This window comes from Amycolatopsis sp. NPDC031561, from assembly GCF_055580625.1.
In genome coordinates this window covers 44,179-65,316 of sequence record NZ_JBVILA010000012.1, presented here as the reverse complement: position 1 = coordinate 65,316, position 21,138 = coordinate 44,179, and the positions used below count along the sequence as shown (strand labels likewise).

18 protein-coding genes are annotated in these 21,138 nt (G+C 69.6%); 3 read left to right on the top strand and 15 right to left on the bottom strand.

The genetic code is table 11. From position 1 onward, the window contains the following. Positions 1 to 23: 23 nt before the first annotated feature. From ACZ5IK_RS23580 to ACZ5IK_RS23520, 13 genes are all read right to left on the bottom strand, one after another. On the bottom strand, positions 24 to 692 hold the full coding sequence (locus ACZ5IK_RS23580; RefSeq protein WP_465489622.1) for an FMN-binding negative transcriptional regulator: 669 nt from the start codon (positions 690 to 692) through the stop codon (positions 24 to 26). A gap of 14 nt (positions 693 to 706) precedes the next feature. Further along, on the bottom strand, positions 707 to 2,512 hold the full coding sequence (locus tag ACZ5IK_RS23575; RefSeq protein WP_465489621.1) for a gamma-glutamyltransferase family protein: 1,806 nt from the start codon (positions 2,510 to 2,512) through the stop codon (positions 707 to 709). 22 nt (positions 2,513 to 2,534) lie between these two features. Then, entirely contained in the window at positions 2,535 to 2,939 is a 405-nt protein-coding gene (locus ACZ5IK_RS23570) for a cupin domain-containing protein (protein ID WP_465489620.1), read from the bottom strand. Positions 2,940 to 2,964: 25 nt separating this feature from the next. Beyond that, positions 2,965 to 3,978: a class I SAM-dependent methyltransferase gene (locus tag ACZ5IK_RS23565; protein ID WP_465489619.1), complete on the bottom strand. Its 1,014-nt coding sequence runs from the start codon at positions 3,976 to 3,978 to the stop codon at positions 2,965 to 2,967. A gap of 19 nt (positions 3,979 to 3,997) precedes the next feature. Next, a complete protein-coding gene (locus ACZ5IK_RS23560; RefSeq protein WP_465489618.1) occupies positions 3,998 to 4,969 on the bottom strand; it encodes a hypothetical protein in 972 nt (323 codons plus the stop codon). After that, positions 4,956 to 5,480 (bottom strand): VOC family protein, encoded by a 525-nt coding sequence (locus ACZ5IK_RS23555; protein ID WP_465489617.1) that lies wholly within the window; start codon positions 5,478 to 5,480, stop codon positions 4,956 to 4,958. Before ACZ5IK_RS23555 ends, ACZ5IK_RS23560 begins: the two co-directional genes overlap by 14 nt. Before the next feature lie 44 nt (positions 5,481 to 5,524). Next, positions 5,525 to 6,385, bottom strand: coding sequence for an aspartyl/asparaginyl beta-hydroxylase domain-containing protein (locus ACZ5IK_RS23550; protein WP_465489616.1), 861 nt, complete (start codon positions 6,383 to 6,385; stop codon positions 5,525 to 5,527). A gap of 75 nt (positions 6,386 to 6,460) precedes the next feature. Further along, on the bottom strand, positions 6,461 to 7,351 hold the full coding sequence (locus tag ACZ5IK_RS23545) for an LLM class flavin-dependent oxidoreductase (RefSeq protein WP_465489615.1): 891 nt from the start codon (positions 7,349 to 7,351) through the stop codon (positions 6,461 to 6,463). Next, complete coding sequence (locus tag ACZ5IK_RS23540) at positions 7,348 to 8,754, bottom strand: FAD-binding oxidoreductase (RefSeq protein WP_465489614.1); 1,407 nt, start codon at positions 8,752 to 8,754, stop codon at positions 7,348 to 7,350. The genes ACZ5IK_RS23545 and ACZ5IK_RS23540 overlap by 4 nt, the downstream gene beginning before the upstream one ends. Then, entirely contained in the window at positions 8,732 to 11,113 is a 2,382-nt protein-coding gene (locus ACZ5IK_RS23535; protein WP_465489613.1) for a non-ribosomal peptide synthetase, read from the bottom strand. The genes ACZ5IK_RS23540 and ACZ5IK_RS23535 overlap by 23 nt, the downstream gene beginning before the upstream one ends. After that, positions 11,110 to 12,042, bottom strand: coding sequence for a hypothetical protein (locus ACZ5IK_RS23530; protein WP_465489612.1), 933 nt, complete (start codon positions 12,040 to 12,042; stop codon positions 11,110 to 11,112). The genes ACZ5IK_RS23535 and ACZ5IK_RS23530 overlap by 4 nt, the downstream gene beginning before the upstream one ends. 46 nt (positions 12,043 to 12,088) lie before the next feature. Next, the gene (locus tag ACZ5IK_RS23525; protein WP_465489611.1) at positions 12,089 to 12,370 is read right to left on the bottom strand and encodes a hypothetical protein; all 282 of its coding nucleotides are present in this window, start codon (positions 12,368 to 12,370) and stop codon (positions 12,089 to 12,091) included. Further along, positions 12,360 to 13,286, bottom strand: a complete 927-nt coding sequence (locus tag ACZ5IK_RS23520; RefSeq protein WP_465489610.1) for a chlorinating enzyme — start codon at positions 13,284 to 13,286, stop codon at positions 12,360 to 12,362. The genes ACZ5IK_RS23525 and ACZ5IK_RS23520 overlap by 11 nt, the downstream gene beginning before the upstream one ends. 652 nt (positions 13,287 to 13,938) lie before the next feature. Between ACZ5IK_RS23520 and ACZ5IK_RS23515 the strand changes: the two genes are divergently transcribed. Continuing rightward, positions 13,939 to 14,724 (top strand): SDR family NAD(P)-dependent oxidoreductase, encoded by a 786-nt coding sequence (locus ACZ5IK_RS23515; protein WP_465489609.1) that lies wholly within the window; start codon positions 13,939 to 13,941, stop codon positions 14,722 to 14,724. Between the two features lie 11 nt (positions 14,725 to 14,735). Here ACZ5IK_RS23515 and ACZ5IK_RS23510 read toward each other — a convergent pair whose 3' ends face one another. After that, on the bottom strand, positions 14,736 to 15,551 hold the full coding sequence (locus ACZ5IK_RS23510) for an alpha/beta fold hydrolase (protein WP_465489608.1): 816 nt from the start codon (positions 15,549 to 15,551) through the stop codon (positions 14,736 to 14,738). Positions 15,552 to 15,605: 54 nt separating this feature from the next. Continuing rightward, positions 15,606 to 16,709 (bottom strand): branched-chain amino acid aminotransferase, encoded by a 1,104-nt coding sequence (locus ACZ5IK_RS23505; RefSeq protein WP_465489607.1) that lies wholly within the window; start codon positions 16,707 to 16,709, stop codon positions 15,606 to 15,608. 414 nt (positions 16,710 to 17,123) lie between these two features. Between ACZ5IK_RS23505 and ACZ5IK_RS23500 the strand changes: the two genes are divergently transcribed. Both ACZ5IK_RS23500 and ACZ5IK_RS23495 read left to right on the top strand, forming a co-directional pair. After that, a complete protein-coding gene (locus ACZ5IK_RS23500; RefSeq protein WP_465489606.1) occupies positions 17,124 to 19,304 on the top strand; it encodes an iron-containing redox enzyme family protein in 2,181 nt (726 codons plus the stop codon). Then, positions 19,297 to 21,132, top strand: a complete 1,836-nt coding sequence (locus ACZ5IK_RS23495) for a carbamoyltransferase family protein (RefSeq protein ID WP_465489605.1) — start codon at positions 19,297 to 19,299, stop codon at positions 21,130 to 21,132. The genes ACZ5IK_RS23500 and ACZ5IK_RS23495 overlap by 8 nt, the downstream gene beginning before the upstream one ends. Positions 21,133 to 21,138: the final 6 nt, after the last annotated feature.

Sequence of the window (21,138 nt, the reverse complement as noted above, 5' to 3'; positions counted from 1 at the left end):
CTCCAGCGCTTGGCCGGGCAGGCTCAGAAGGGGCAGGCCGGGGACTGTTCGGTCCGGCCCATCCCGGTCTCGCGCATCAGCCGGGCGATCGGACGGCCCGCACCGCTGGCGTCGGCCTCGTAGCGGCAGATCACCGACTCCCGGACGTCCGCGGGCTGCTCCTGGCTGAGCTTGAACAGCGCCTCCACCGATTCGATCGACAGCCGGAACGCGCCGACGGCGGGCGCGATCCGGCGGAAGTAGTCGACCGACGCGGTCTGGTCCCAGCCCGCCCCGAAGCGGCCTTCCAGGCGGGCGGCCGTCCACCGGACGACCTCCAGCGTCTCCTCCAGCCTGCGGATCAGCCTGAGGCGGCCGCAGACGTGCACGGCCGCGAAGTTCCACGTCGGGGCGGCCGGGTCGCCGGGGTAGGCCGCGGGCGTGACGAAGCCCCCCGGTCCGTCGAACATCAGCCGGGCGTACGTGCCGTCCGCCAGCGCCTTCCAATGCGGGTTGGCGCGGTTGAGATGGCCGACGAGTTCGGTGCCTGCCAGCGGGCCGGACTCGGGCTCGCCCGGTGCGACAAGGGCGGGCAGGCGGGTGGCGAAGGGCGCGTCCGCGCCGTTGGTGGCGAGCGTCGCCAGGGGGTGTCCGTCGATGATCCAGCGGTGCCATGCCTCGTCTTCGATCCGGTAGTGGCTGGGCACGAACATGGCTTACCGCCTCACTAGCGACACACTGCGTACGCCTGACGACCACGCGGGCCGGCCGCGGCCCGGACGAAGCCGGTGCCGGGATCGACCCCGGCGGCACAGACCTTGCTGAGGGTGCCCGCCGGCACCTCGTCGACCCGATGGCCCCGCTGAGCCAGCCCGGCGAGCACCTCGGGACCGAACGAGCGCTCCACGACCACCGAGCCCGGCCGCGAGAGGCGCGGCGCGAACGACTGCGCGAAGTGGTCGATGTTGAAGGCCGGGCGCTCGGTCGCTTCCTGCGGTTCGAGTCCGAACTCCGCGATCGCGAGGAACGCGTGGAGGGTCCACTGGTCCTGCTGGTCGCCACCCGGCGTGCCGAAGGCCAGGAACGGCTCGCCGCCGCGCAGCACGAGCGTGGGGCTCAGCGTGGTGCGGGGACGCCGTCCGGGCGCCAGAGAGTTCGGGTGCCCCTCGGCGAGCCAGGCCGTCTGGCCGCGGGTGCCCAGCGCGAAACCAAGGTCCGGGATCACCGGCGAACTCTTGAGCCAGCCGCCGCTCGGCACGGCGACCGCCAGGTTGCCCCACCGGTCCACGACCGCGACCGTGCAGGTGTTCCCGGCGCCGGCGCGAGGCACGGCCGCGGTCACGGTTGGCAGGCCGCTGCGCAGCTGGGTCAGCCAGTCCGGCTCGTCGGGGCCCGGCTCCTCCGGTTCGGCCTGCGGGATCCATGGCTCGCCGTCGCCGACCCGGCCGGGCTCGGGATCGAGGTTCGCGCGGTCGCCGATCAGCGCGCGCCGCCGCGCGGTGTACGCGGGCGCCAGGAGTTCGGCCAACGGCACCGGTGTATGCGCCGGGTCCCCGTACCAGGCCTCGCGATCGGCGAACGCGAGCTTGGCCGCCTCCGCGAGGGTGTGGACGTATTCGACGCTGCCCAGCCCCATGCCGCGCAGGTCGCAGCCGGATAGGATGGCCAGCTGCTGAAGGAAGACCGGGCCCTGCGACCACGGCCCCGGCTTGTGGACGGTGAAATCGCCGTACGCCAGCTCGCACGGTTCCTCGACGCCAGGCTGCCAGGCCGCCAGGTCGTCGCCGGTCAGCAGGCCGCGGTGCCGGCTGCCGGTCGAGTCGACCACCTCGGTGTTCCGCGAGAAACGGTCGATCGCGTCGGCGACGAAGCCCTCGTAGAAGGTGCGGTGGGCCGCTTCGAGCTGGGCCACCCGGTCGGTCGACGCGGCCTGTGCCTCGCGAACCAGCCGCTCGTAGGTGTCGGCCAGCGTCGTGTTGCGCATCCGGGAGCCGGCCACCGGAGCCTCGCCGCCGGGAAGGTAGGTGCGGCCCGACGCGGTCCACTCCGTGCGGAAAAGCGGAGCCATCGCCGCGATCGTCGACGCGGCGGCGGGCAGCAGCGGGTAGCCGTGGGCGGCGTAGCCGATCGCCGGTTCGAGGACGGTGGCCAGCGGCATCGTGCCGAACTCGGCGAGCAGGCGCGTCCATGCCCCGAACGCACCCGGCACGGTCGCGGGGAGCAGGCCGGCCGCCGGCATTTGCTTGACGCCGAGGCTGGCGAACCGGTCGATGGTCGCCGCTTGCGGCATGGGGCCCTGGCCGCAGATGACGTGTACCTTGCCGGTCGAGCGCGCGTAGGCGGAGATCACAACGTCGCCGCCGGGTCCGTTCGAGTGCGGCTCGACCACCTGGAGGGCGAAGCCTGCCGCGGCCGCCGCGTCGAAGGCGTTACCGCCGCGGTCGAGGATGTCCATGCTGACGGCGGAGGCGAGCCAGTGCGTCGCGGCTACGGCGCCGAAGGTCCCGGTCAGTTGGGGGCGCATGACGGTCATCGGCTCGCCTTCCCGGCCGCTGTCATCGCTGGGCCGACCCGGTCAGCAGCAGGCCGAGGCAGTATGTGCCGGGTTCGGCCTTGCGGGTGACGAAGTGGTGCACCGTCCCGGCCGGGATGAAGAAGGTAGCCGGCGAGCTCAGCAGGTGATGGCGTCCGTCGGCGACCACCTCGATCACGCCGCCGCCCGGGTTCGGCGACAGCAGCAGGTAGATCTCGGGAACTTCGTGGGTGTGCGGAGCGGCCACCGGCTTGTCCACCTTGTCGCTGAGCTCGCCGCCTGCCAGCTCGAACGACAGCCCGCCGAACATGTCGTCGGTCAGGTAGAACGGCGTCGGCGCGTGATGCCCGGCAATCTCGCGGAACAGCGGGAGATCGGTCCGGGCGGCCGGTGCGGCGACGCCGGCGCTTGCGGAACTGGTGTCCATGGGCGTTCCTCCAGGTATGGCCGGATCAGGCCTGGGTCAGGTGGAAGATGAAGCTGAACGCGGGAAGGTCGATGAGCCGCTGATCGGCGAGGCGCCAGCCGCTCTCTTCGATGACCGAGTACCACTCGTCGAGCGTGGGCAGGTACTGGTCCATGATCGCGTGCACCGTCTCGAACCCGATCGTGAACATGGGCAGGTCCGGGCCTTCGACCCCGACGGACCGGCACGTGTCGCCGAGGATGAGGTGGCGCAGGTTGGGGAAGTTCTCGCGGAGCCGCTGCAGGGTCTTCACGCAGCTGTCCCGCGGCCAGAAGTCGTGCCCCATGAGGAAGCAGGTGACCAGGTCGACGTCGGCGTATTCCGGCCGCGGCAACATGTCCAGCACATCGTCCTGAGTCAGCGTGATCCGGTCTTCCAGCTTCGTCTCCCGGACGGCCTCGCCGGCGACCGCCAACGCCCCCCGGGCGATGTCGACGCCGATCGCCCGGATGTCGGGCCGCTGCTCGGCTAGCATGATGATCCGGTCGCCGCTGCCGCAGCCGAGGTCGGCGACGGTGGTGAAGTCGATGCCGTCGAGGACTTCCCGCAGCGGCGGGTCGAAGAAGTTGCGGGCGATGCTCCGGCAGGCAACGCTGATCGCCCGCGCGTCCCGGCGCATCTGGCGGTCGGCGCGCTCCTCGGCGCGGACCAGGGTGGTGAGGTCGGTGAAGAGCTCGCCGCAGCCCCGGGTTAGCCAGTAGAAGAATCCCCTTGTCCGGAACGCCTCTTCGAATCCCGGTCCGCGCCGGGCCAGGTCCGGTCCGGCGTCGAAGACCACGATCCTGCGGCTGGACAACGCGGCCAGGATCTTGCGGACCGCCTCCAGGTGGGCGCCGGTGCGGGCGGTGAACTCGGATACCTCGACGGCGTCCTGGTCGGCGAGCTCGTCCAGCAAGCCGATGTCCCAGGCCGCGCTGAGGGCGGCTGCGGCCACGGCACCGTTGAACGTGTCCGCACAGTATCGCGATTCGTTGAGCGACTGGTTCGGCGCGGCGGTCATGTAAACCTCAACTCTCGCATCAGGAGCTAGTCCGGACGGTCGTCGGTGGGTGGGCCTGGCTTGCCGGCGCGTCCGCGAAGCACAGGATCTCCAGGACGTAGTCGGCCAGCGCCGCCTTGCGCTGCATCAGCTCCGGCGTTCGCAGGCAGGGCGGTTCGTCCTGCGCGCTCGACGCGAAGGAGGGGTACAGGCCGTTCGCGGTGACGTCGAGAAAAATGGCGTGCAGCCGGCGAACCAGCTGGTGGGCGAGCTGGTGGTGAGACACCGCCGATCGGCTGGTCAGGAAGATGCCGTCGTACAGCCACCGCAACGTGTCGCGGTGCATCTGCCTGCCGCCCTTCGGCTTGGGGCTCCGGAGCAGCGAAGACACGCCCGTCGGCAGGACCTTGTCCGGGATTCCTTCGTGGACCTGCTCGTTGAGTTCGCACTCGCGGCGCAGGGCGTCCGCCGCGACGCCGGGAGCGAACGCCGCCTTGCCCCCGATCAGCGACCGCACCGGTGCGTAGTCGCGCGCCCACGCGCCGCTGAGATTGACGTGCTGGCGTGCCATCGGCATCCGGATGACCCGCCCGTAGATCTCGCGGGGAGCGGAGCTCGCGTAGATCAGCATCAGCGAGTAGCCGCACACCAGCAGCCGCGCCTGCGCGGCGAGCTCCCGGTGTTCACCCGGCGCGGTCTCGCTCTCCTCCAGGACGGCCGCGAGCAGCTGCCAGAGCAGGAACGTGGTCTGGTGGGCGGTGATCCACCGGAACCAGAACAGCCGGTCGATCTCTTCGGCACTGTCCGGGCGCAGGTGGCGGACCGAGGCGGGGGACACCTGCGCCAGCAGGCGCCGCAACTCCTCGATGCGCACCGGGTCGGCGGCCGCGGTTCGCGGTACCCACCGAGTGGGCAGGGCCAGCGGCTCGAGCCCGTAAGGGTGACCGCCGAACTCCCACTCCGCCCCGAGCGGGACGGCCGTGACGACGGCCGGTGTCTCAAGCGGATCCATCGGCGATGTCCCGTCCCTCGGCGGTGTCCGGCTGGTAGGTGAACTCGACCTCCAGACCGTTGACGTCGTACACGTAGAAGCTCTGCATGCCCTGAGCGTCGATGTCGATCTCGGAGGCAGGCTCGGCGCGGACGAAGGTGTAGCGGCCCGACTCGAACAGCTCCAGCCATCGGCGCCGCCACAGCCGCAGCTGTTCCGGCGTGCCGACCCGGAGGCACAGGTGCTGGAACTGGTTCGCCTCGCCGGTCGGCGGCGCGTGGATCCCGGTGTCGCGGGTGAACAGGTGCAGGCGGATGTCGCCAACGGCCACCTCGACTACGCGGGCCAGCCCGGGCAGCCGCCGCAGGCTCAGCTCGGAGAAGCCGTCGGTCATCTCCCAGGAGACCGTGCCGCCCAGAAACTCCTGGTACCAGCTGACGGCGTTCTCCAGGTCCATCGTCTGGATGCCCACGTGGTCGATCGCCCCGACCAGTGGCGCCGGGCAGACCACGTCAGATGTGGTTGGGGCCAAGATTCTCTCCTGACTGAGCCGCCGCCGGGAAACGACTCGCGTCGTTATTCGGCGGACCGTTCCAAGATGAAGTAACGGCGCAGCTCCTCGATGTGCCGGACTACCGCAGGGTCCTCGGAAGCGCGCGCGATCTCGGTCATCGTGGTCCACACGAAATCGTCGCCGCCGTCGTACCGGTAGTGTTTCTTTATGACGATGCTGAATACTTCGTCGACCGTTTCCATCGTGATGACGCCTGCCAGGTGCAGCAGGCCGTCACGGTCGGCGTCTGTGAGCGGTGGGCGTTTGACCGTCCGGTTCTCCGGGATGCCGGCGTCGGCACTCCGGCCCTCGATCTTGACCAATGGTTTCGTGGACGGCGTGCCCACGAAGTCGAGCATCAGGTGGACCCGCGCCTCGGTGGAGAGCGCCGCCGCCGAGTGGATCTGAGAGGCGTCGAGGAACCAGATCTCGCCCCGGCGCATCTGGAACACGGTGTTGCCCTCGTTGAAGAAACAGTTCTCATTGGTGATGAGGGGGATGTGCACCCGGTGGACGCTGCGCGCGTCGTCCGGGATTTCGCTGAGCTCCAGCAGGTCCCGGTGCGGAATGATCACGCTGTTCTGCACCTTCGCCAGCCGCACGAAGTTCAGCCGGTCCAGGTCGACCACCGAGCTGATCAGCTCGCGCAGATAGGGAAGCTGGTTGCCGTGCTCGGTGAAGGCGGAGGGACGGCGGTGATCGTAGTTGGTGACCACTCCGTCGCCGGCGTGCCCGCCCCGGGTCCAGATCATGCAGCTTTTGTAGGCGCCGTCGGAAACGTAGTCGCTGTGCGCCTCGGACCACGGAAGCGTCTCGCTCCGCTCGAGGTCTTTGGCGAGCAGCGCGTCATCAAGTGGGGTGTCCGCTACATAATGGGTTCGCATCGGATCACGCCATTCTCTTCAGTCGAATTGTAAACTCCCTCTGAGATGCTAGGCGACTGTCATTCCGTCGCCGCGTCATGTGTTTCGGGGACGATTCAGGTCCTCGGCCACTTTCTCCAGCACCTCGGTCTTTCCGGAAAACGGCTCGCACGGCCGCGGCCATTGCACGACGAAATCGGTGATGCCGACTTCGGCGAACCGGCCCGCCGCGTCGAAGAACGCCGCAGGCGAGTCGAGGACGCCGCCCACGCTCGGGCCGCAGATCAGCAATCGGGCCACGTCGGCCGGGTCGCGTCCGGCCTCCACACAGGCTTTCTCGAACGCCTCCACCTGACGGCGGACGATGGGCAGCGCCTGTTCGTACGGCGCGCTCTCGACCCGGTTGGGCTCGCCGGTGGTCACCCAGTAGGAGCCGTACTCGGCCGCCAAGCGCATGCCGCGGGCCCCGGCGGCGGCGACGGCGAACGGGACGCGGGGCCGCTGACGGCACAGCGGGTGCGAATGAACCTCGTCGGCCACGTAGTAGCGGCCGTCGAAGGTGGTGACCGGCTGCCGCAGAAGGAGATCGGAGAGCCGCACGTACTCGGCGAACCGCTCGGTGCGCTCGCGACGGCTCCACGGCGTTCGGCGGGTCATCGTGGAGTCGAAGCCCACGGCGCCGGAGCCGAGGCCGAGGATGAGGCGGCCGTCGGCGATGTCGTCGATGGTGGTGACTTCCTTGGCCAGGTAGGCCGGGTGGCGCAGGTTGGGCGAGGCGACCAGGACGCCGATGCCGATGCGGGTGGTCTCCACCGCGGCGGCGGTCAGAGTCGGGATCGCAGTGGCCCAGTCCTTCGCGCGGAACGCCCGCCAGTTCAGGTGGTCGTAGGTCCAGGCATGGTCGAATCCCAGCTCCTCGGCCCGGCGCCACTTCACGCGCGCCGTCTGCCAGCGGTCCTCCGGGACGATCTGGATGCCGAATCTCATGCGTCCTGCTCATCCGGCCAGCTCGGATCGATGTTGAAGTTGTATCGGAAAAGGTTCTCCGGATCGAGGCGCCGTTTGAGCGCGACCAGGCGCTGCCAGCGCCGGCCGTACGCGGCCCGCACGCCGTCGGTTCCCTCGTCGTTGAGGAAGTTGACGTACTGCCCGACGGCGTGCGGCGCCATTGCCTCGCTGAAGTCGCGGACCCAGGCGACGTGGCGGTCCCGATCGTCCCGGTCGGGCGACCAGTGGCCGAACATGTTGATGTCGTGAAAGGCGTGGCGCGGGCCGAAGGCGGTGTCCTCGGACGGCACCCGGCCGACCGCTCCGCCAAGGTGGTAGACCGGCACCGCCGACAGCGGCGAGGTGATCAGGGAAACGTGCTCGACGATGATCGAGATGATCTCGTCGGTGAGCGGCCCGAAGTCCACCGAACGCCAGTAGTAGCGGTCGCCGGCGCGTGACGTGTCGTCGAGCATGCGCTGCAGGACCACATATGGCATGGGGGCGACCGTGTCCAGCACCGGGCGCCCGAACTCGCGCAGCGGGCGCAGGAACGCCTGTCCCTGGTCGATGTCGCCGGACCAGCACACGATGATGGCCACGACCGGGGTCCCGTGCAGCCGCTCGGGAATGGCCGAGACGGCCGGGCAGAGCCGGAGGTTGAGGATCGTCCCGAGCGCGTCCGGGGCCTCTGCGATCAGGTCGCGGTAGCGGGCGAGCACCGCCGGCGCGTCGTCCAGCGGATGGATGAGCATCCCGGCCAGGACGGTCGGGTCCACCTCGTGGAGCCGGAGACCGAAGCGCACCACGGTCCCGAAGTTGCCGCCGCCGCCGCGCAATCCCCACAGCAGCTCCGGGTCGCTCGTCTCGTCCACGGTGACGTGGCGGCCGTCGGCGGTCACCAGGTCGGCCTCGACCAGGTTGTCCGTGGCCAGTCCGCAGCGGCGCATCAGGTGACCGATTCCGCCGCCGAGAGTGAGCCCGCCGACGCCGGTCTCGCTGACGATTCCGCCGGTCGTGGCCAGGCCGTGCGCCTGGGTGGCCGGGTCGACGTCCTGCCACAGCGCGCCGCCCTGGATGTGGGCAAGCCTGCGCTCGGGATCCACCTCGACCGCGCGCATCCGGGACAGGTCGACGACCAGGCCGTCGTCGCACAGCCCCTGCCCGGCCACGCTGTGGCCGCCGCCGCGTACCGCGACGGGCAGGCCCCGCCCGGCGGCGAATGTGACGGCCGTGGCCACGTCCGTCGCGTCGGCGCAGCGCGCGATCAGCGGCGGACGCCGGTCGATGTCGCCGTTCCAGACCTGGCGGGCGTGGTCGTAGCGGGGGTCCGCCGGAGTGATCAGGTCGCCGCGAAGCGCGTCAGCGAGCTTCTCCGCGTCACCGGTCGTCAGCGTGTCCAAAACCGTCCTCCGGTTCTCGTCCAGCGGTTCCGGCGGCGACGGAACCCTTCGTCTCGGGGCCGCCGTCGCGGATCGTCGCGGCCACGTCGCGCAGCGTCCCGTGCAGGAGTTCTGTCAGGTCGGGCACGGCCCGTAGGGCTGCCTCGCACTCGTCCCGCAGCCGGAAGGTGAGCATGGAATGGCCGCCGAGCGCGACGAACGTGTCCAGCATGCTGATCGGCGCCGGGCCCAGGACTCGCTGGTAGACCTTGACCAGGCGCGCCTCGAGCTCGTCGGCGGGGGGCACGACCGCGCGCTCGCGTTCGGTCAGCTCCTGCCAGACCTTGATCAGCGCGTCGTGATCGAGCTTGCCGTTGACCGTCGCCGGCAGGCGGTCAACGGGCACGACCCGCTCGGGCCGCATCTGGCTGGGCAGGAGCCCGGCCAGGTAGTCCAGCATCGCCTGGGGGTCCAGGTCGGCGTGCTCGACGGCGGGTACGACGAAGGCGAGGAGGCGGAGCGGCTGTCCGTGGGCGGTCACCGCGCAGTCGCCGACCGCGGGGTGGGCGGCCAGCGCCGATTCGATCTCGCCCGGTTCGATCCGCAGCCCGCGGATCTTGACCTGCCGGTCGATCCGGCCGAGGTGTTCCAGCGCGCCGTCCTCGCGAAGTCGGCAGAGGTCGCCGGTGCGGTACATCCGCGTTCCCGGCGGTCCGTAGGGATCGGCGACGAACCGTTCGGCGGTCCGGCCTGGCTGCTGCCAGTAGCCGTCCGCCAGGCCGACGACGCCGCTGATGTAGGCCTCCCCGGGTGTGCCGACCGGCACGAGATCGAGGTTGGCGTCCAGCACGGTCACCCGGAAGTTGTCGGCAGGCCTGCCGATGGGGACGGAGAGGCCGTCCCAGCCGGGCTCGATGACGTTGTCGGTGACCGGTCCGGCCTCGGTCGGGCCGAAGGCGTTGACGAGGGTGCTCGCGGGCAGCGCGGCGTAGAACTCCGCCGGGATCCGCGGGCTCATCGACTCGCCGCCGCAGACGACCCACCGCAGCGCGTCGGCGCCCACTGCGGAAATCTCGTCCAGGAAGGCAGGCAGCATCGTCGTCACCATGAAGACCATCGACACGTCGTGGTCTCGGACGACCCGGGCGAGGTGCCGCGGATCGCGCTCGCCGCCGGGCCGGCAGATCATCACGCGCGCACCGTGATACAACGGCCAGAAGATCTCCCAGATATGGATGTCGAAGCCGGCGAAGGACTTGAACAGAGCCGTTTCGCCGGGGTGGAACGGGTACTGCCGCTGCATCCAGAAGACGTTGGCCAGTGCGGCGGTCGTGCGAGAGGCCACGCCCTTGGGATTACCGGTCGTTCCCGACGTGTAGAGGAGGTGGACCGGCCCGCGGGCCGCGCCGTCGTCGAGCGGATCGGTCGTGGGACGCCCTGCCCAGGCCGGCTCGTCGCGGACGTCGTGGATCTCCCAGGCGCCGTCCGGGATGCGACGACGGCACCCCGGGTCGGTCAGCACGTGCCGAGGCGCCGAGTCGGCCAGCATCAGCGCGATGCGCCGGTCCGGCAGGTCGGCGTCGAGAGGAACGTAGGTGGCGCCGGTCTTGGCCGCGGCGTAGGTCGCGACGACCAGGTGGATGCCGCGCTGGAGGCAGATGCCGATCCGCGTGCCGGGACCGGCGCCGCGCTCGCGCAGGTGGTGGGCCAGCCGGTTCGCGCGCTCGTTCAGCTCCCGGTAGGTGACCGTGTTCCCGTCCTCGTCCTGCAGCGCGACCGCGTCCGGGGTGCGCTCCGCCTGCTCCTGGAACGGTTCCGCCAGGGTGCAGTATCGGATCTCCGGGTCGTGCTGCGGGTTGAGGCCGTCCAGGATCCGCTCGCGCTCTTCGTCGCCGACCAGCGGGTGGTCGAGCATCGGCAGATCGGGGTCCTTCGCCAGGGACTCCAGCAGCTGCAGGAAAGAGCGGGCCCAGGCCTGCGCGGTGGGCAGGTCGGCGGAGTCCGTCTCGGTCTCGACGTACAGATGCCGGCCTGCCCGGGCGATCAGGATCGTCACGGCTACCCGCGGGTCGTCGGACCCGTTGCCGAGCGTGATGGCGGGCCTTGGCGGGAGGGCCAGCCGGAGCGCCTCGCGGAAGCTGAGGGAAGTGTCCGGAGCACCGGTCTCCGGGACGATCGCCTCGAGCGGCCCCCGGGTGACCAGGACGCGGCAGCCGATGCCCGGGCGCGGCAGCCGTCGCGCCAGCACGCCGGCGCAGACCGACAACGTGACGAAGTCGTTTGCCCCGGCCTCCGAGGCGAGGCAGTGCAGGGCGCCCATCACGCCGTACGGAACGGCGATCGGCCCGATGCAGTCCGTTGTGGACAGATCTCCGCTCATTGCGCGCTTCCTTCGAGGAGCCCGCAGGCGTAGAACCCGGGCGCTAGGGACTGCGCCAGATACGTCTCCCCGGACCGGATGCCGGACCGCTCGTGATAGTCGAGCAGGTTGATCATCCAGTCGGCATTTCCGCAGTGCCCGTACGCGGCGAGCGTGTCGGCGAAGTGCAGGATGTCGGGCCCCAGCCCGGCAGACGTCGCGTTGAACAACGTCAGCGGCTTGTGCAGGTTGGCCGCGAACACCTTGGTGAGCTGTCCAGGCCGCCGGTCACCGGCGCGCAGCACCGCGGACAGCGTCCGTTCGGCGACGTCTTTCCGCGAGACAAAGGTGTCGCGGCCGCGCAGCCCCTCCGGGTCCACCTTGACCGCGGACGAGAGCAGCCGCACCAGTCCCGATCCGGTCCGGGTCAGCAGGCAGCTGGCGGCCGCGTCGCCGAAGATGGCGTAGGAGCGCACCCGGTCGCGGTCCTGCGGCATGAAGTCGACAGCGACCAGCACTACATGCGTCACCTCCGGATCAGCGAACAGCCGCTCGCCGTGCCGCAGGGCGGTCAGCGAGCTGCAGCACCGCTGGAAGGACACGACATGCGGGACGCAGTGGTCGAGGTCCAGTGCGAGCAGCACGCGCTCCGCGAAGTCCGGCGGCAGCAGGGCGAGGGCCGGGTCGCTGGTCGCGAACACGAGGTGGTCGACGTCCGTAGCCGCGGTGCCGGAGGACCGCAGAGTCTGGCGTACGGCGTCGACGACATAATCCTCCACCGGGCCCGACATCTTCCGGTAAGTTGTGCATCCCATCTCGGCGAAGTCGGTTCCGAACGACACGGTGTCCCAGAGCGCCTCGAAATCGGGGATGTTCTCTGGCTTGCATTCCACGTCGCCGAAGGCGCACGCGAATGAGCCGATGCCTATGTCTTCGTGATCCGAGATCATGCTTCCTTCCATCGGCCGAGGGGACAACGGAAATGCCGGGTCCAGCTCAGGACCGGACCGGATCGGCCGCGCTCGCGTCGATCTCGCGCAGCACGGAGGCGATGCCGTCGATGTCATTGAGCCGCGGGACCCACTCCGGGCGGATGGCGACGCCGCCGTTCGTGTACTTCTTGAGGTAGTTCATCAGCACGACGATCATGGTGAGCGAGCTGATGCCCAGCTCCTGCCGCGACTGGCCCTGGACGATCTGCTCGTAGGTGAGGCCGGCGCCGGCGGGCTGCGTCAAGAGGAACTCGGCGAGCTTGTGCCGGTAGTCGTCAGCGCCCATTGTTCTCGACCTTCGGGAACGGGAAGCCGTTGAGGTTGTTCTGGTGCATCCGGTTGTAGCCGTACTTGTCCTCGCCGGAGACCATCACGCCGCCGTGGTAGTCGAGGTCGATCGCGTCGCCGAACCCGCTGAGCTGGTTGATGTGCTCGTAGACCCGCACGGACGGCGAGACGTAGCGGGACGCCAGCCCGACGCGCTTGTCGCCACTGATGTTCGGGTTGGAGCCGTGCACGCACTTGGCAAGGAAGATGACGAACTGGCCAGCCTTCAGCTCCATGTCGACGATCTCTTGCTTGTTCGGATCCCAGTCCTTGTCGAGCTTGAGCTCCGCGTAGTCGTAGCCGAAGAAGTCGTGAGATTTGTTCTCCACGTTGTAGGACATCGGCTTCGTCTCGTCGTAGTACCACTGCTTGTGGCTGCCAGGAAGGAAGCGCAGGCAGCCGTGCTCCTTGTCCGCCGAGGAGAAGGCCGTCCAGACGGTCAGCTCCTGCGTGGCGGCCGTGGACTCCTCGGTGTAGCGCAGCGAGGGATAGGAGACGTCTTCCGACTCGAATACGGTGAACGCTTCGACCTGGTGCCAGCCCGTTCCCGAGTCGCCGGGCTCCTTCTCGAAGATGTGCGTCTTCCAGCACATGATGTCGTCGTCCATGAGGCTGCGAAGCTTGTGGACGATTGCGGGCTGGGCGATGTGCCGCGACAGCGTGTCACAGTCGAGGTGCCGGTCATAGTTGATGATGGTCGAGTCGTGCGGCTTGTTCTCCGACGTCACCATGTCGATCATGGCCTGGCTCCAGACCAGCGGAGCCTCGTCCTCGGCGTAGAGGTCGAACGGCCCGAGGAATCCGTTCTCCTTGAACGACTCCACCTGTTCGGTCGTCAGCCCTCGGATCACGGTATCGCTTATGCTTTCCGTCACCTTGGATTCCTTTCTTCGATGAGGTGCCTGCCGGCCGGACATGCCTGGAATGAGGAATGCGGGGCCTCCCACGGCCAACGTAACCACCCTCGGCCGAGGCGTCTTGTCACCGGAACCGGTCTCTCCGCACGGCGGCTGGACTTGCCTCCCGCACGGCGAAGATCGCCGCGGTGGCGGCGTGAAAGCCGGAATTCCGAACGCGTCTCGTTATCGTCCACAATGGACCTATTGGCAAATGGACTGTTGCTCCGCCGAAGCCTGTGTGTGAACATCGATCAAAGCTTCAGGCGACCTCGTCGGCATGACGCGTCCGCCCCGTCCGTGCCATGCTCGGGCCGGCCGCCCGCGCGAACTCGGCCTTGTCGCCGGTCTCCGGCTTGGCTCGGATGCATTTGAGGCAGGTGTCGACGGTGTGCGAGCTGTCGGTTGGGCCGACATCGCCCGGACCATGACGGCACCGGTCGCCCGTTTGCTGACCGCGCCCGCCGCGCCGGCCCCCCCCAGGACTTGAACGAAGGTTGCCTATTCCGCACTACTTCGCCGGGGCATAAGCACGGAGACGGAGTTATCGAGACGAGAGGAGGGCACTCATGTGTCGTGTCAACCTGGTTTTCCCGCCCATCCGCCACGAATAGTACCGAGGCCCGATGCCGTGAACGGCACGAAGCTCCCGGCCCTGCTGGCGGTGACGACGGGCCGTCTCGCCGGCTCGCCGGAGCCGTCGTCGGACGAGTCGGCCGGCGGCCGGGTCGCCCTCGTCAGCGGCGCCAGCTGCGGCCTCGGGCTGCATATCGTCCGGATGCTGGCCGCGAACGGCATGCGGGTCGTGCTGGCCTGCCGACCGATCGCGGGAGGCCGGGCCGCGGTCGACCTCCTTGGCGACCTCGCGGACCGGGTCGCGGTTCGCCAGCTCGACGTGGACGACGCGGAATCGATCGCCCGGCTGGCCGACTGGCTGCTGCGCGCTCTCGGCCGGTGCGACGTGCTGGTGAACAACGCGGCGGTGCTGCTCGACGACGACGACGGTGCGAGCACGGTCGACCCGCAGCTGGTCCGGCGCACGATCGAGACCAACCTGATCGGCGCCTGGCAGCTCACTCAGGCCGTCGTGCCGTTGATGCGCGTCCACCGCTACGGACGGATCGTCAACATCTCGAGCGGGCTGGGCAGCCTCGCCTCGATGCGGGCGAACCTGCCTGCCTACCGCGTTTCGAAGTGCGCGGTCAACGCGCTGACCCGCGTGCTCGCCGACGAGCTTGCCGGCTCCGGCATCCTCGTCAACGCCTGCAGTCCCGGCCCGACCGACGCCGAGGCCGACGAGGGCGGCGGTGCGATCTGGCCATCCGCGTCGCCCGCAGTCCCGGTGTGGCTGGCGAGCCTGCCCGACGACGGACCGACCGGAGCGTTCTACGGCGAGCGCGGGGCGATCGACTGGTGAACTAACGAGCACTACCCACTGTGGCCGGTGGCCCGCTCGGCTCCCGGCGCGGTGCTCCGCGCTCGTGCCCGACCGGCCGCCAGGAACTGCTGGACGAGCAGGCTGATGAGTTCGGGCCGCTCGCCGACGAGGTCGTGCGTGGTCCCCGGGACGATGCACAGCTGCGCGCCGGGAACGGACGCGGCGATGAGCAGGCTGTGGTCGGGGCGGATCGTGTCGCGGTCGCCCGACATCACCAGCACGGGCGCGGTGATCCGGGCCAGATCACCCGGATCGATCCGCGGCTGTCTCGCCCACATACGGAGAAGCTTTTTCAGGACGATGTCCAGGTGCCCCGGGCCGTCCGGCGAGAGACGCTCGTAGTGCAGCCGTTCGGCATTCGCTTCCGGCTTGGGTTCGTCCTCTTCGGACTGAACGAGCACGGTGGCGGCGTCCGCCTCCAGGCTGGTCGTGAACGCCGACTGATCGAGGTTCGCACTGATGGCGACCAGCGACCGCACCCGCTCCGGATGGTGGAGCGCCAGCAGCAGCCCGATGATCCCGCCGTCGCTGTAGCCGACGACATGCGCCGACTCGAGGCCGACGATGTCGAGATAGGCGAGGGTGTTGGCGACACCGCGCTCGTACCCGTACTCCCCGTCCACGTCGGCCGAACGGCCGTGCCCAGGACGTTCGAAGGCGAACACGCGGTAGTCGCGCGCGAGCGCGTCGGCCTGGGCCCGCATCGACTCGAGCGAGCAGAAGCCGCCATGCAGCAACAGGACCGGCTCACCGTCCCCGGCGACTTCCGCGTACAGGTCGGCGTCGCCGATCCGGAAGTAAGGCATCCCGCGCCGCTTACCGGGATGGTCGGGGACCGACGAGCGCCGGTGCGGCGCCGGTCACGGGAGGACCCGAATCCAGTTGTGGACGTCGGCGGTGCGTCCGTACTGCAGATCGAGCAGCCGAGTGCGCAAGCCCGCGGTGATCGGGCCGATGCCACCGTCCCCGACGGCGAACTCCTCGCCGAGGTACCGGACGCGATCGATTCCGGCGATCGTCGCGGCGGTCCCGCAGGCGAACACCTCACGGAGCTCGCCGGCTGCCGCGTCGTCGCGCCATTGTTCGACTGTGTACGGGGCCTCCACCACTCGATGATCGGCCTCCTCGGCCAGCGTGATGACCGAGTCCCTGGTCACACCGGCGAGAACCCTGTCGAGCAGCGGCGGGGTCGCGATCCGGCCGTCGCGGAAGACGAAGAAGATGTTCATGCCGCCGAGTTCCTCCACGTAGCGGTGCTGCGCGGCGTCCAGGAACACCACCTGGTCATACCCCGACGAGACGGCGCGTCGCAGTGCGGGCAGCGCCGCGGCGTAGTTGCCGCCGCATTTGGCGGAGCCTGTACCGCCCGCGGCCGCCCGTGCGTAGTCGTGGGAGACGTCCACCGAGATGGCTCCCGGCCCGCCGGCGAAGACACCGCCAACGGGGGAGGCGATGACGCGGAAGAGGTACTCCTCGGCCGGACGCATGCCAAGGAAGGGTTCGGTGGCGACCATGAAGGGACGCAAGTAGAGGCTGCCTTCGTCGGCCGACGGCACCCATCGCCGATCGGCGGCGACCAGCTCCTCCACGGCCCGGACGAAGAGTTCGCTGGGAAGCTCGGGCATGGCAAGGCGGCGGGCCGACCGCTGGAACCGCTCGGCGTTCGCGTCCGGCCGGAACAGCAGGATACGGTCGTCCGGCGCGCGGTACGCCTTGAGCCCCTCGAAGATCGTCTGGCCGTAGTGCAGGCCGGCCGCCGCCGGCGACACCGTCGTCGACCCGAACCGCTCCACCCTCGCGCCGTGCCATTGTTCGTCGGGCCGGTAGCGGACGGTGACCATGTGGTCGGTGAAGACGCTGCCGAATCCACCCGCGCCCAACGGCGGGTCGGCGGAATCCCGCTGCGCTTCCGGACCGATCTGCCGTTCGAAAACCACATCCGGGGCGTACTTGGTGTTTGTCACGATCACCTCCACGAGCGTCCCGCTCGAACGTAGGCAATGCTGGCCGGACCAGCGCAGTCACCTGAACCGGTGACGCAGCGGGCTGCTCGCACGACTCCCCGGACCTGGCCCGCGCCGCCACCAGGCCGAGGGCCGTGCGGGGCCGTTTTACGGGACGCGGCAACGCTTCGGCGCGGAGTTAGTGTGCTCGGCAGCAGAGGTGAACCTGGAGTCGGGCAGTCGATGATCTTCGAGGTTTGCGCGCGACGCGGCGTCCCCTTCGCAGGCACGGCACGGACGACGGCCGCGACCTTGCTCGCCGAGCTGACGTGAGGTACGGACGTCGACGCGCCGAGGAGGGGAGGCGAGGGCGCGATGGCCCTTCCGCGCAAAGCGGTCGCCAAGCTCTTCGAGGTAAGAGGAGGAAGACACGCGATGCGTCCATTCACCCGAGGTTCTGACCACGCGGCCGACGGCGATCCCGCGGCGTTGTCGGTGCGGACGGTGTTCGCGCGGGCGTGCGACCCGGAGAGCACGCCGCTGCCCGACGCGCTGCGGTCCGAGATCGTCGCCGAGCTGAACCGCGAGGAGCACGGCCCGCCGGAATCGCCGGCCACCACGGCCGATGAGTCCGCTCCGCTGAGTCTCGGCCCGTCCGTTTCGGCGTGGGCCGCCACGCAACGTGCACGCTTCGCGGCCCTCTTCGCCACGGCGGAACGCGAGGGTTGTGCCGACGTGCTTGTCCGCCGGGCGACGCTCGGGTGCGCCCCCCTGGCCTCGGTGTCCGGTGCCTGGCTGCAATGGATGAGCGAGCCGGGCAACGCCGAGGAAGCGGTCACCATGCGGGCGCTGTCCCTCTACGCGGGCGACGTCGGCGCCGGGCATCCGCGGGCGTCGCGAGGGAGCGCTTACCTCTCGCTCCTGCAACACCTCCGGGTCGCCGTGCACGCGCATCCGGCGAGCCAACTGGCGCAGGACCGCCGGATCGCCGACTGGTCTTTCTACCTGCCGGCCGTCGCGTTGACGATGAGCAGGCGCCCGAACGAGTACCGGGGCGAGATCATCGGTCTCGATCTTTGCCTGCGCGAGATCGGTCTGCTCCCGCCGCTCGATGGTGTTCAGTCCCGGCTTCCGCACGGGATCGGCTGGGACGCGCTGGATCCGAGCCGCGCACGCATGCCGGACGGGCCGTCGGCGGTCGAGGATGCCCGGGCCTTGGCGGACGCGTTCGCCGAATCGGCGGGCGCGTCCGGCGGGGCCGCGGTCGAACGCGGCTTCGCCTGGGCGTTCGGCGCGCTGCGACAGTGGTGCGACGAGGTGTATCAGGAGCTGGACGCCGCTCGTGACCCGGGTTTCGAGATGGCGGAGCTGGTGCAGTCGCGGGCCAGGGAGGCGTCCGCCTATCACGACCGGTTCAACATGCAGGGTCGGCCGCTGAAAGAGTGGCTCACCGAGGCGCGCACGGACCCGATCCCGTTCCTGACCGCGCTGGCGAACAGCCGCCTCGTCCGGCCGGGCAGATCCGAGGCCAGCCGGCTGACCGGCGCCTTGGTGTCGGAGAAGGGCCGGATGTTCCGAGTGTTCCCGGACCACGACCTCGACACGATTAAGCGATGGATCGACGCGCTGCCGACGGATGCCACGCAGCGGGCAGAGTGGCGGCCGCCCGCCCATCAGCCCCGGCGGATCATGCTCCGGCCGGCCCCGGACAGCGCTCGCGGCGACGGCGACGCTCCCGCGGGCATACGGCAGGCCTACACGTCTCTGCTGCAGCGCGCGACCACGCCCGCGACCCGCCGGTACGCACAGCGATACGTGGAAAAGCGGCTCGCCCGGTGCCGGAGCGACATGGAGCCATCCGCCCGGACACTGCCGGCCGAGCAACCGGTGGACGGCCTGCGGCCCTGGCTGCTCGACCAGCACGACCGGCACAACGACGACTTCCACGACGGCCTGGACGATCCCTTGCCGGACCGCGCCGACCTGATCGACTCGAGCCTGCAACTGGCGCCGCTCACCCTGATCGACGGTTCCTGGCTGGCCGGGAGCACCGACTACCAGCTAGCCTCCTCCGAGCGCGGCCACTTCCTGTTCGAGACCTACTGGGACGAACTCGGGAACGGCGACCTGAGCCTGAACCATCCGCTGATCTACCGCGCCATGCTGCGGGAGATGGACATCGATCTCCCACCGACCCGGTCGCCGGAGTTCGCGGCCTGGCCCGGCTTCCGGGACCGGTCGTTCGAAACGCCGGTCTACTGGCTGTCGATCGGCCGGTTCCCGCGCACGTTCGAGGCGGAGATTCTCGGCCTGAACCTGGCGATGGAGCTGTCCGGCGTCGGCGGCAGTTACCGCCGCGGCAGGCAGGCGCTCGAGAAGTACGGCTTCAGCACGGCGTTCCTCGACATCCACAACACCATCGACAACGTCGCGACCGGGCACTCCGCCTGGGCAGCTGACGCCATCGACGACTACCTGGCCCAGCAGACGCCGTCAGCTCGCGCGGAAGTGTGGGACCGGATCCGGGCCGGATACCGGTCGCTGAACCCGCCACCCGGACTCCTGGCACGCAAAGGGACCCGCCGGACACAATCTGAGAGACGATCGAATGTCTGATCTGGTCCTTGGCATTTCCGCCTACTACCACGACAGTGCGGCGGCGCTCGTCCGCGACGGCGAACCTTTCGCGGCGGCGCAGGAGGAGCGCTTCACCCGCCGCCGCCACGATTCGGCTTTCCCGGCGCACGCGGTCGCGTACACGCTCGGCGAAGCCGCCGCGACGCTGGAGGACGTGTCGGCGATCGCCTACTACGAGGACCCGGCACTGAAATTCCGCCGCGTCCTGGCGACCTATCTCGGCGCGGTCCCGTTCGGGCTGTCCTCGTTCCGGGACACGCTGCCCGACTGGTGGACGTCGAAGCGGCGCACTGTCGACGTCGTCCGCCGCGAGCTGGCGGGGCTGGACCTCGGCCCGGTACCGGAGATCAGCTATCGGCGCCACCACGAGTCGCATGCGGCGTCGGCGTTCTTCGCCAGCCCGTACGAGTCGGCCGCCGTGCTGTGCGTCGACGGTGTCGGCGAATGGGCGACCACCACGATCTGGCACGGGCAGGGCGCCCGGCTGAAGCCCGTCGTCGAAATCCGGTTCCCCCACTCGCTGGGACTGCTCTACTCGGCCTTCACCTACTTCTGCGGGTTCAAGGTCGACTCCGGCGAATACAAGCTGATGGGCCTTGCTCCCTACGGCGAACCCCGGTACGCCGACCTGATCCGGGAGCGGCTGATCGACCTCAAGGCGGACGGCTCGTTCCGCCTGAACATGCGCTACTTCGAGTACTTGCGAGGCCAGGTGATGACCGGTCGCGGCTTCGAGAAGCTGTTTGGCGGTCCGCGCCGCGAGCCCGAGGCGGAGCTGACCCGGCGCGAGTTCGACCTGGCCGCGTCCGTGCAGCTGGTGACCGAGGAGGCCGTCCTCCAGCTCGCGCGGACCGCGCGGGAGCTGACCGGCGAGTCACGGCTGTGCATGGCAGGCGGTGTCGCCCTGAACTGCGTCGCCAACGGAAAGATCGTCGCCGACTCGGTCTTCGACGAGCTCTGGGTCCAGCCGGCGGCCGGCGACGCCGGCGGCGCGCTGGGCGCGGCACTGGCGGTCGCGCTCGATCGGGGCGCCGTGCGCGCCCACATCGGCACCGGACGCGATGCCATGTCCGGAGCGCTCCTGGGACCCGCATACAGCGACGACCGGATCGCCGACTACCTGACGGCGGGCGGGATCCCGTACCGCCGCTTCGAGCCGGCGGCGCTGGCCGCCGAGGTCGCGAAGGCGATCGCGGCCGGCAAGGTCGTCGGCTGGTTTCAGGGCCGGATGGAGTTCGGCCCCCGTGCGCTCGGCGCACGGTCGATCCTCGGCGACCCGCGCGATCCACGGACCCAGTCGGTGATGAACCTCAAAATCAAGTTCCGGGAGTCGTTCCGTCCGTTCGCGCCGTCGGTGCTCGCCGACGACGCGAAGGACTTCTTCGACCTTCCCCAGGACAGCCCGTACATGCTGGTGGTCGCGCCGGTCGCCGAGGCGGCTCGCCGCACCGTCGAGGAGGGTTCCGGGCTCACCGGTCTCGATCTGCTCAAGGTGCCCCGGTCGGTGATCCCGGCGGTCACGCACGTGGACTACTCCGCGCGCGTGCAGACCGTCCGGCAGCGGGACAACCCCGCGTACCACCAGCTGCTCCTCGCGCTGAAAGAGGAAACCGGCAGCAGCGTCGTGGTGAACACCTCGTTCAACGTCCGTGGCGAACCGATCGTGAATACCCCGCACGAGGCCTACACGTGTTTCATGCGGACCGACATCGACCTGCTCGCGATCGGCGGATTCCTGCTCTCCAAGGCCGATCAGCCCGAGTGGAACGAGGACCTGGACTGGCGCACCGAAGTGCCCCTCGACTGACGGCGC

Coding starts and splice junctions, on each gene's coding strand:
- ACZ5IK_RS23580 (WP_465489622.1), bottom strand. CDS start 692: ATGTTCGTGCCCAGCCACTACCGGATCGAAGACGAGGCATGGCACCGC.
- ACZ5IK_RS23575 (WP_465489621.1), bottom strand. CDS start 2,512: ATGACCGTCATGCGCCCCCAACTGACCGGGACCTTCGGCGCCGTAGCC.
- ACZ5IK_RS23570 (WP_465489620.1), bottom strand. CDS start 2,939: ATGGACACCAGTTCCGCAAGCGCCGGCGTCGCCGCACCGGCCGCCCGG.
- ACZ5IK_RS23565 (WP_465489619.1), bottom strand. CDS start 3,978: ATGACCGCCGCGCCGAACCAGTCGCTCAACGAATCGCGATACTGTGCG.
- ACZ5IK_RS23560 (WP_465489618.1), bottom strand. CDS start 4,969: ATGGATCCGCTTGAGACACCGGCCGTCGTCACGGCCGTCCCGCTCGGG.
- ACZ5IK_RS23550 (WP_465489616.1), bottom strand. CDS start 6,385: ATGCGAACCCATTATGTAGCGGACACCCCACTTGATGACGCGCTGCTC.
- ACZ5IK_RS23545 (WP_465489615.1), bottom strand. CDS start 7,351: ATGAGATTCGGCATCCAGATCGTCCCGGAGGACCGCTGGCAGACGGCG.
- ACZ5IK_RS23535 (WP_465489613.1), bottom strand. CDS start 11,113: ATGAGCGGAGATCTGTCCACAACGGACTGCATCGGGCCGATCGCCGTT.
- ACZ5IK_RS23530 (WP_465489612.1), bottom strand. CDS start 12,042: ATGATCTCGGATCACGAAGACATAGGCATCGGCTCATTCGCGTGCGCC.
- ACZ5IK_RS23525 (WP_465489611.1), bottom strand. CDS start 12,370: ATGGGCGCTGACGACTACCGGCACAAGCTCGCCGAGTTCCTCTTGACG.
- ACZ5IK_RS23510 (WP_465489608.1), bottom strand. CDS start 15,551: ATGCCTTACTTCCGGATCGGCGACGCCGACCTGTACGCGGAAGTCGCC.
- ACZ5IK_RS23500 (WP_465489606.1), top strand. CDS start 17,124: ATGCGTCCATTCACCCGAGGTTCTGACCACGCGGCCGACGGCGATCCC.
- ACZ5IK_RS23495 (WP_465489605.1), top strand. CDS start 19,297: ATGTCTGATCTGGTCCTTGGCATTTCCGCCTACTACCACGACAGTGCG.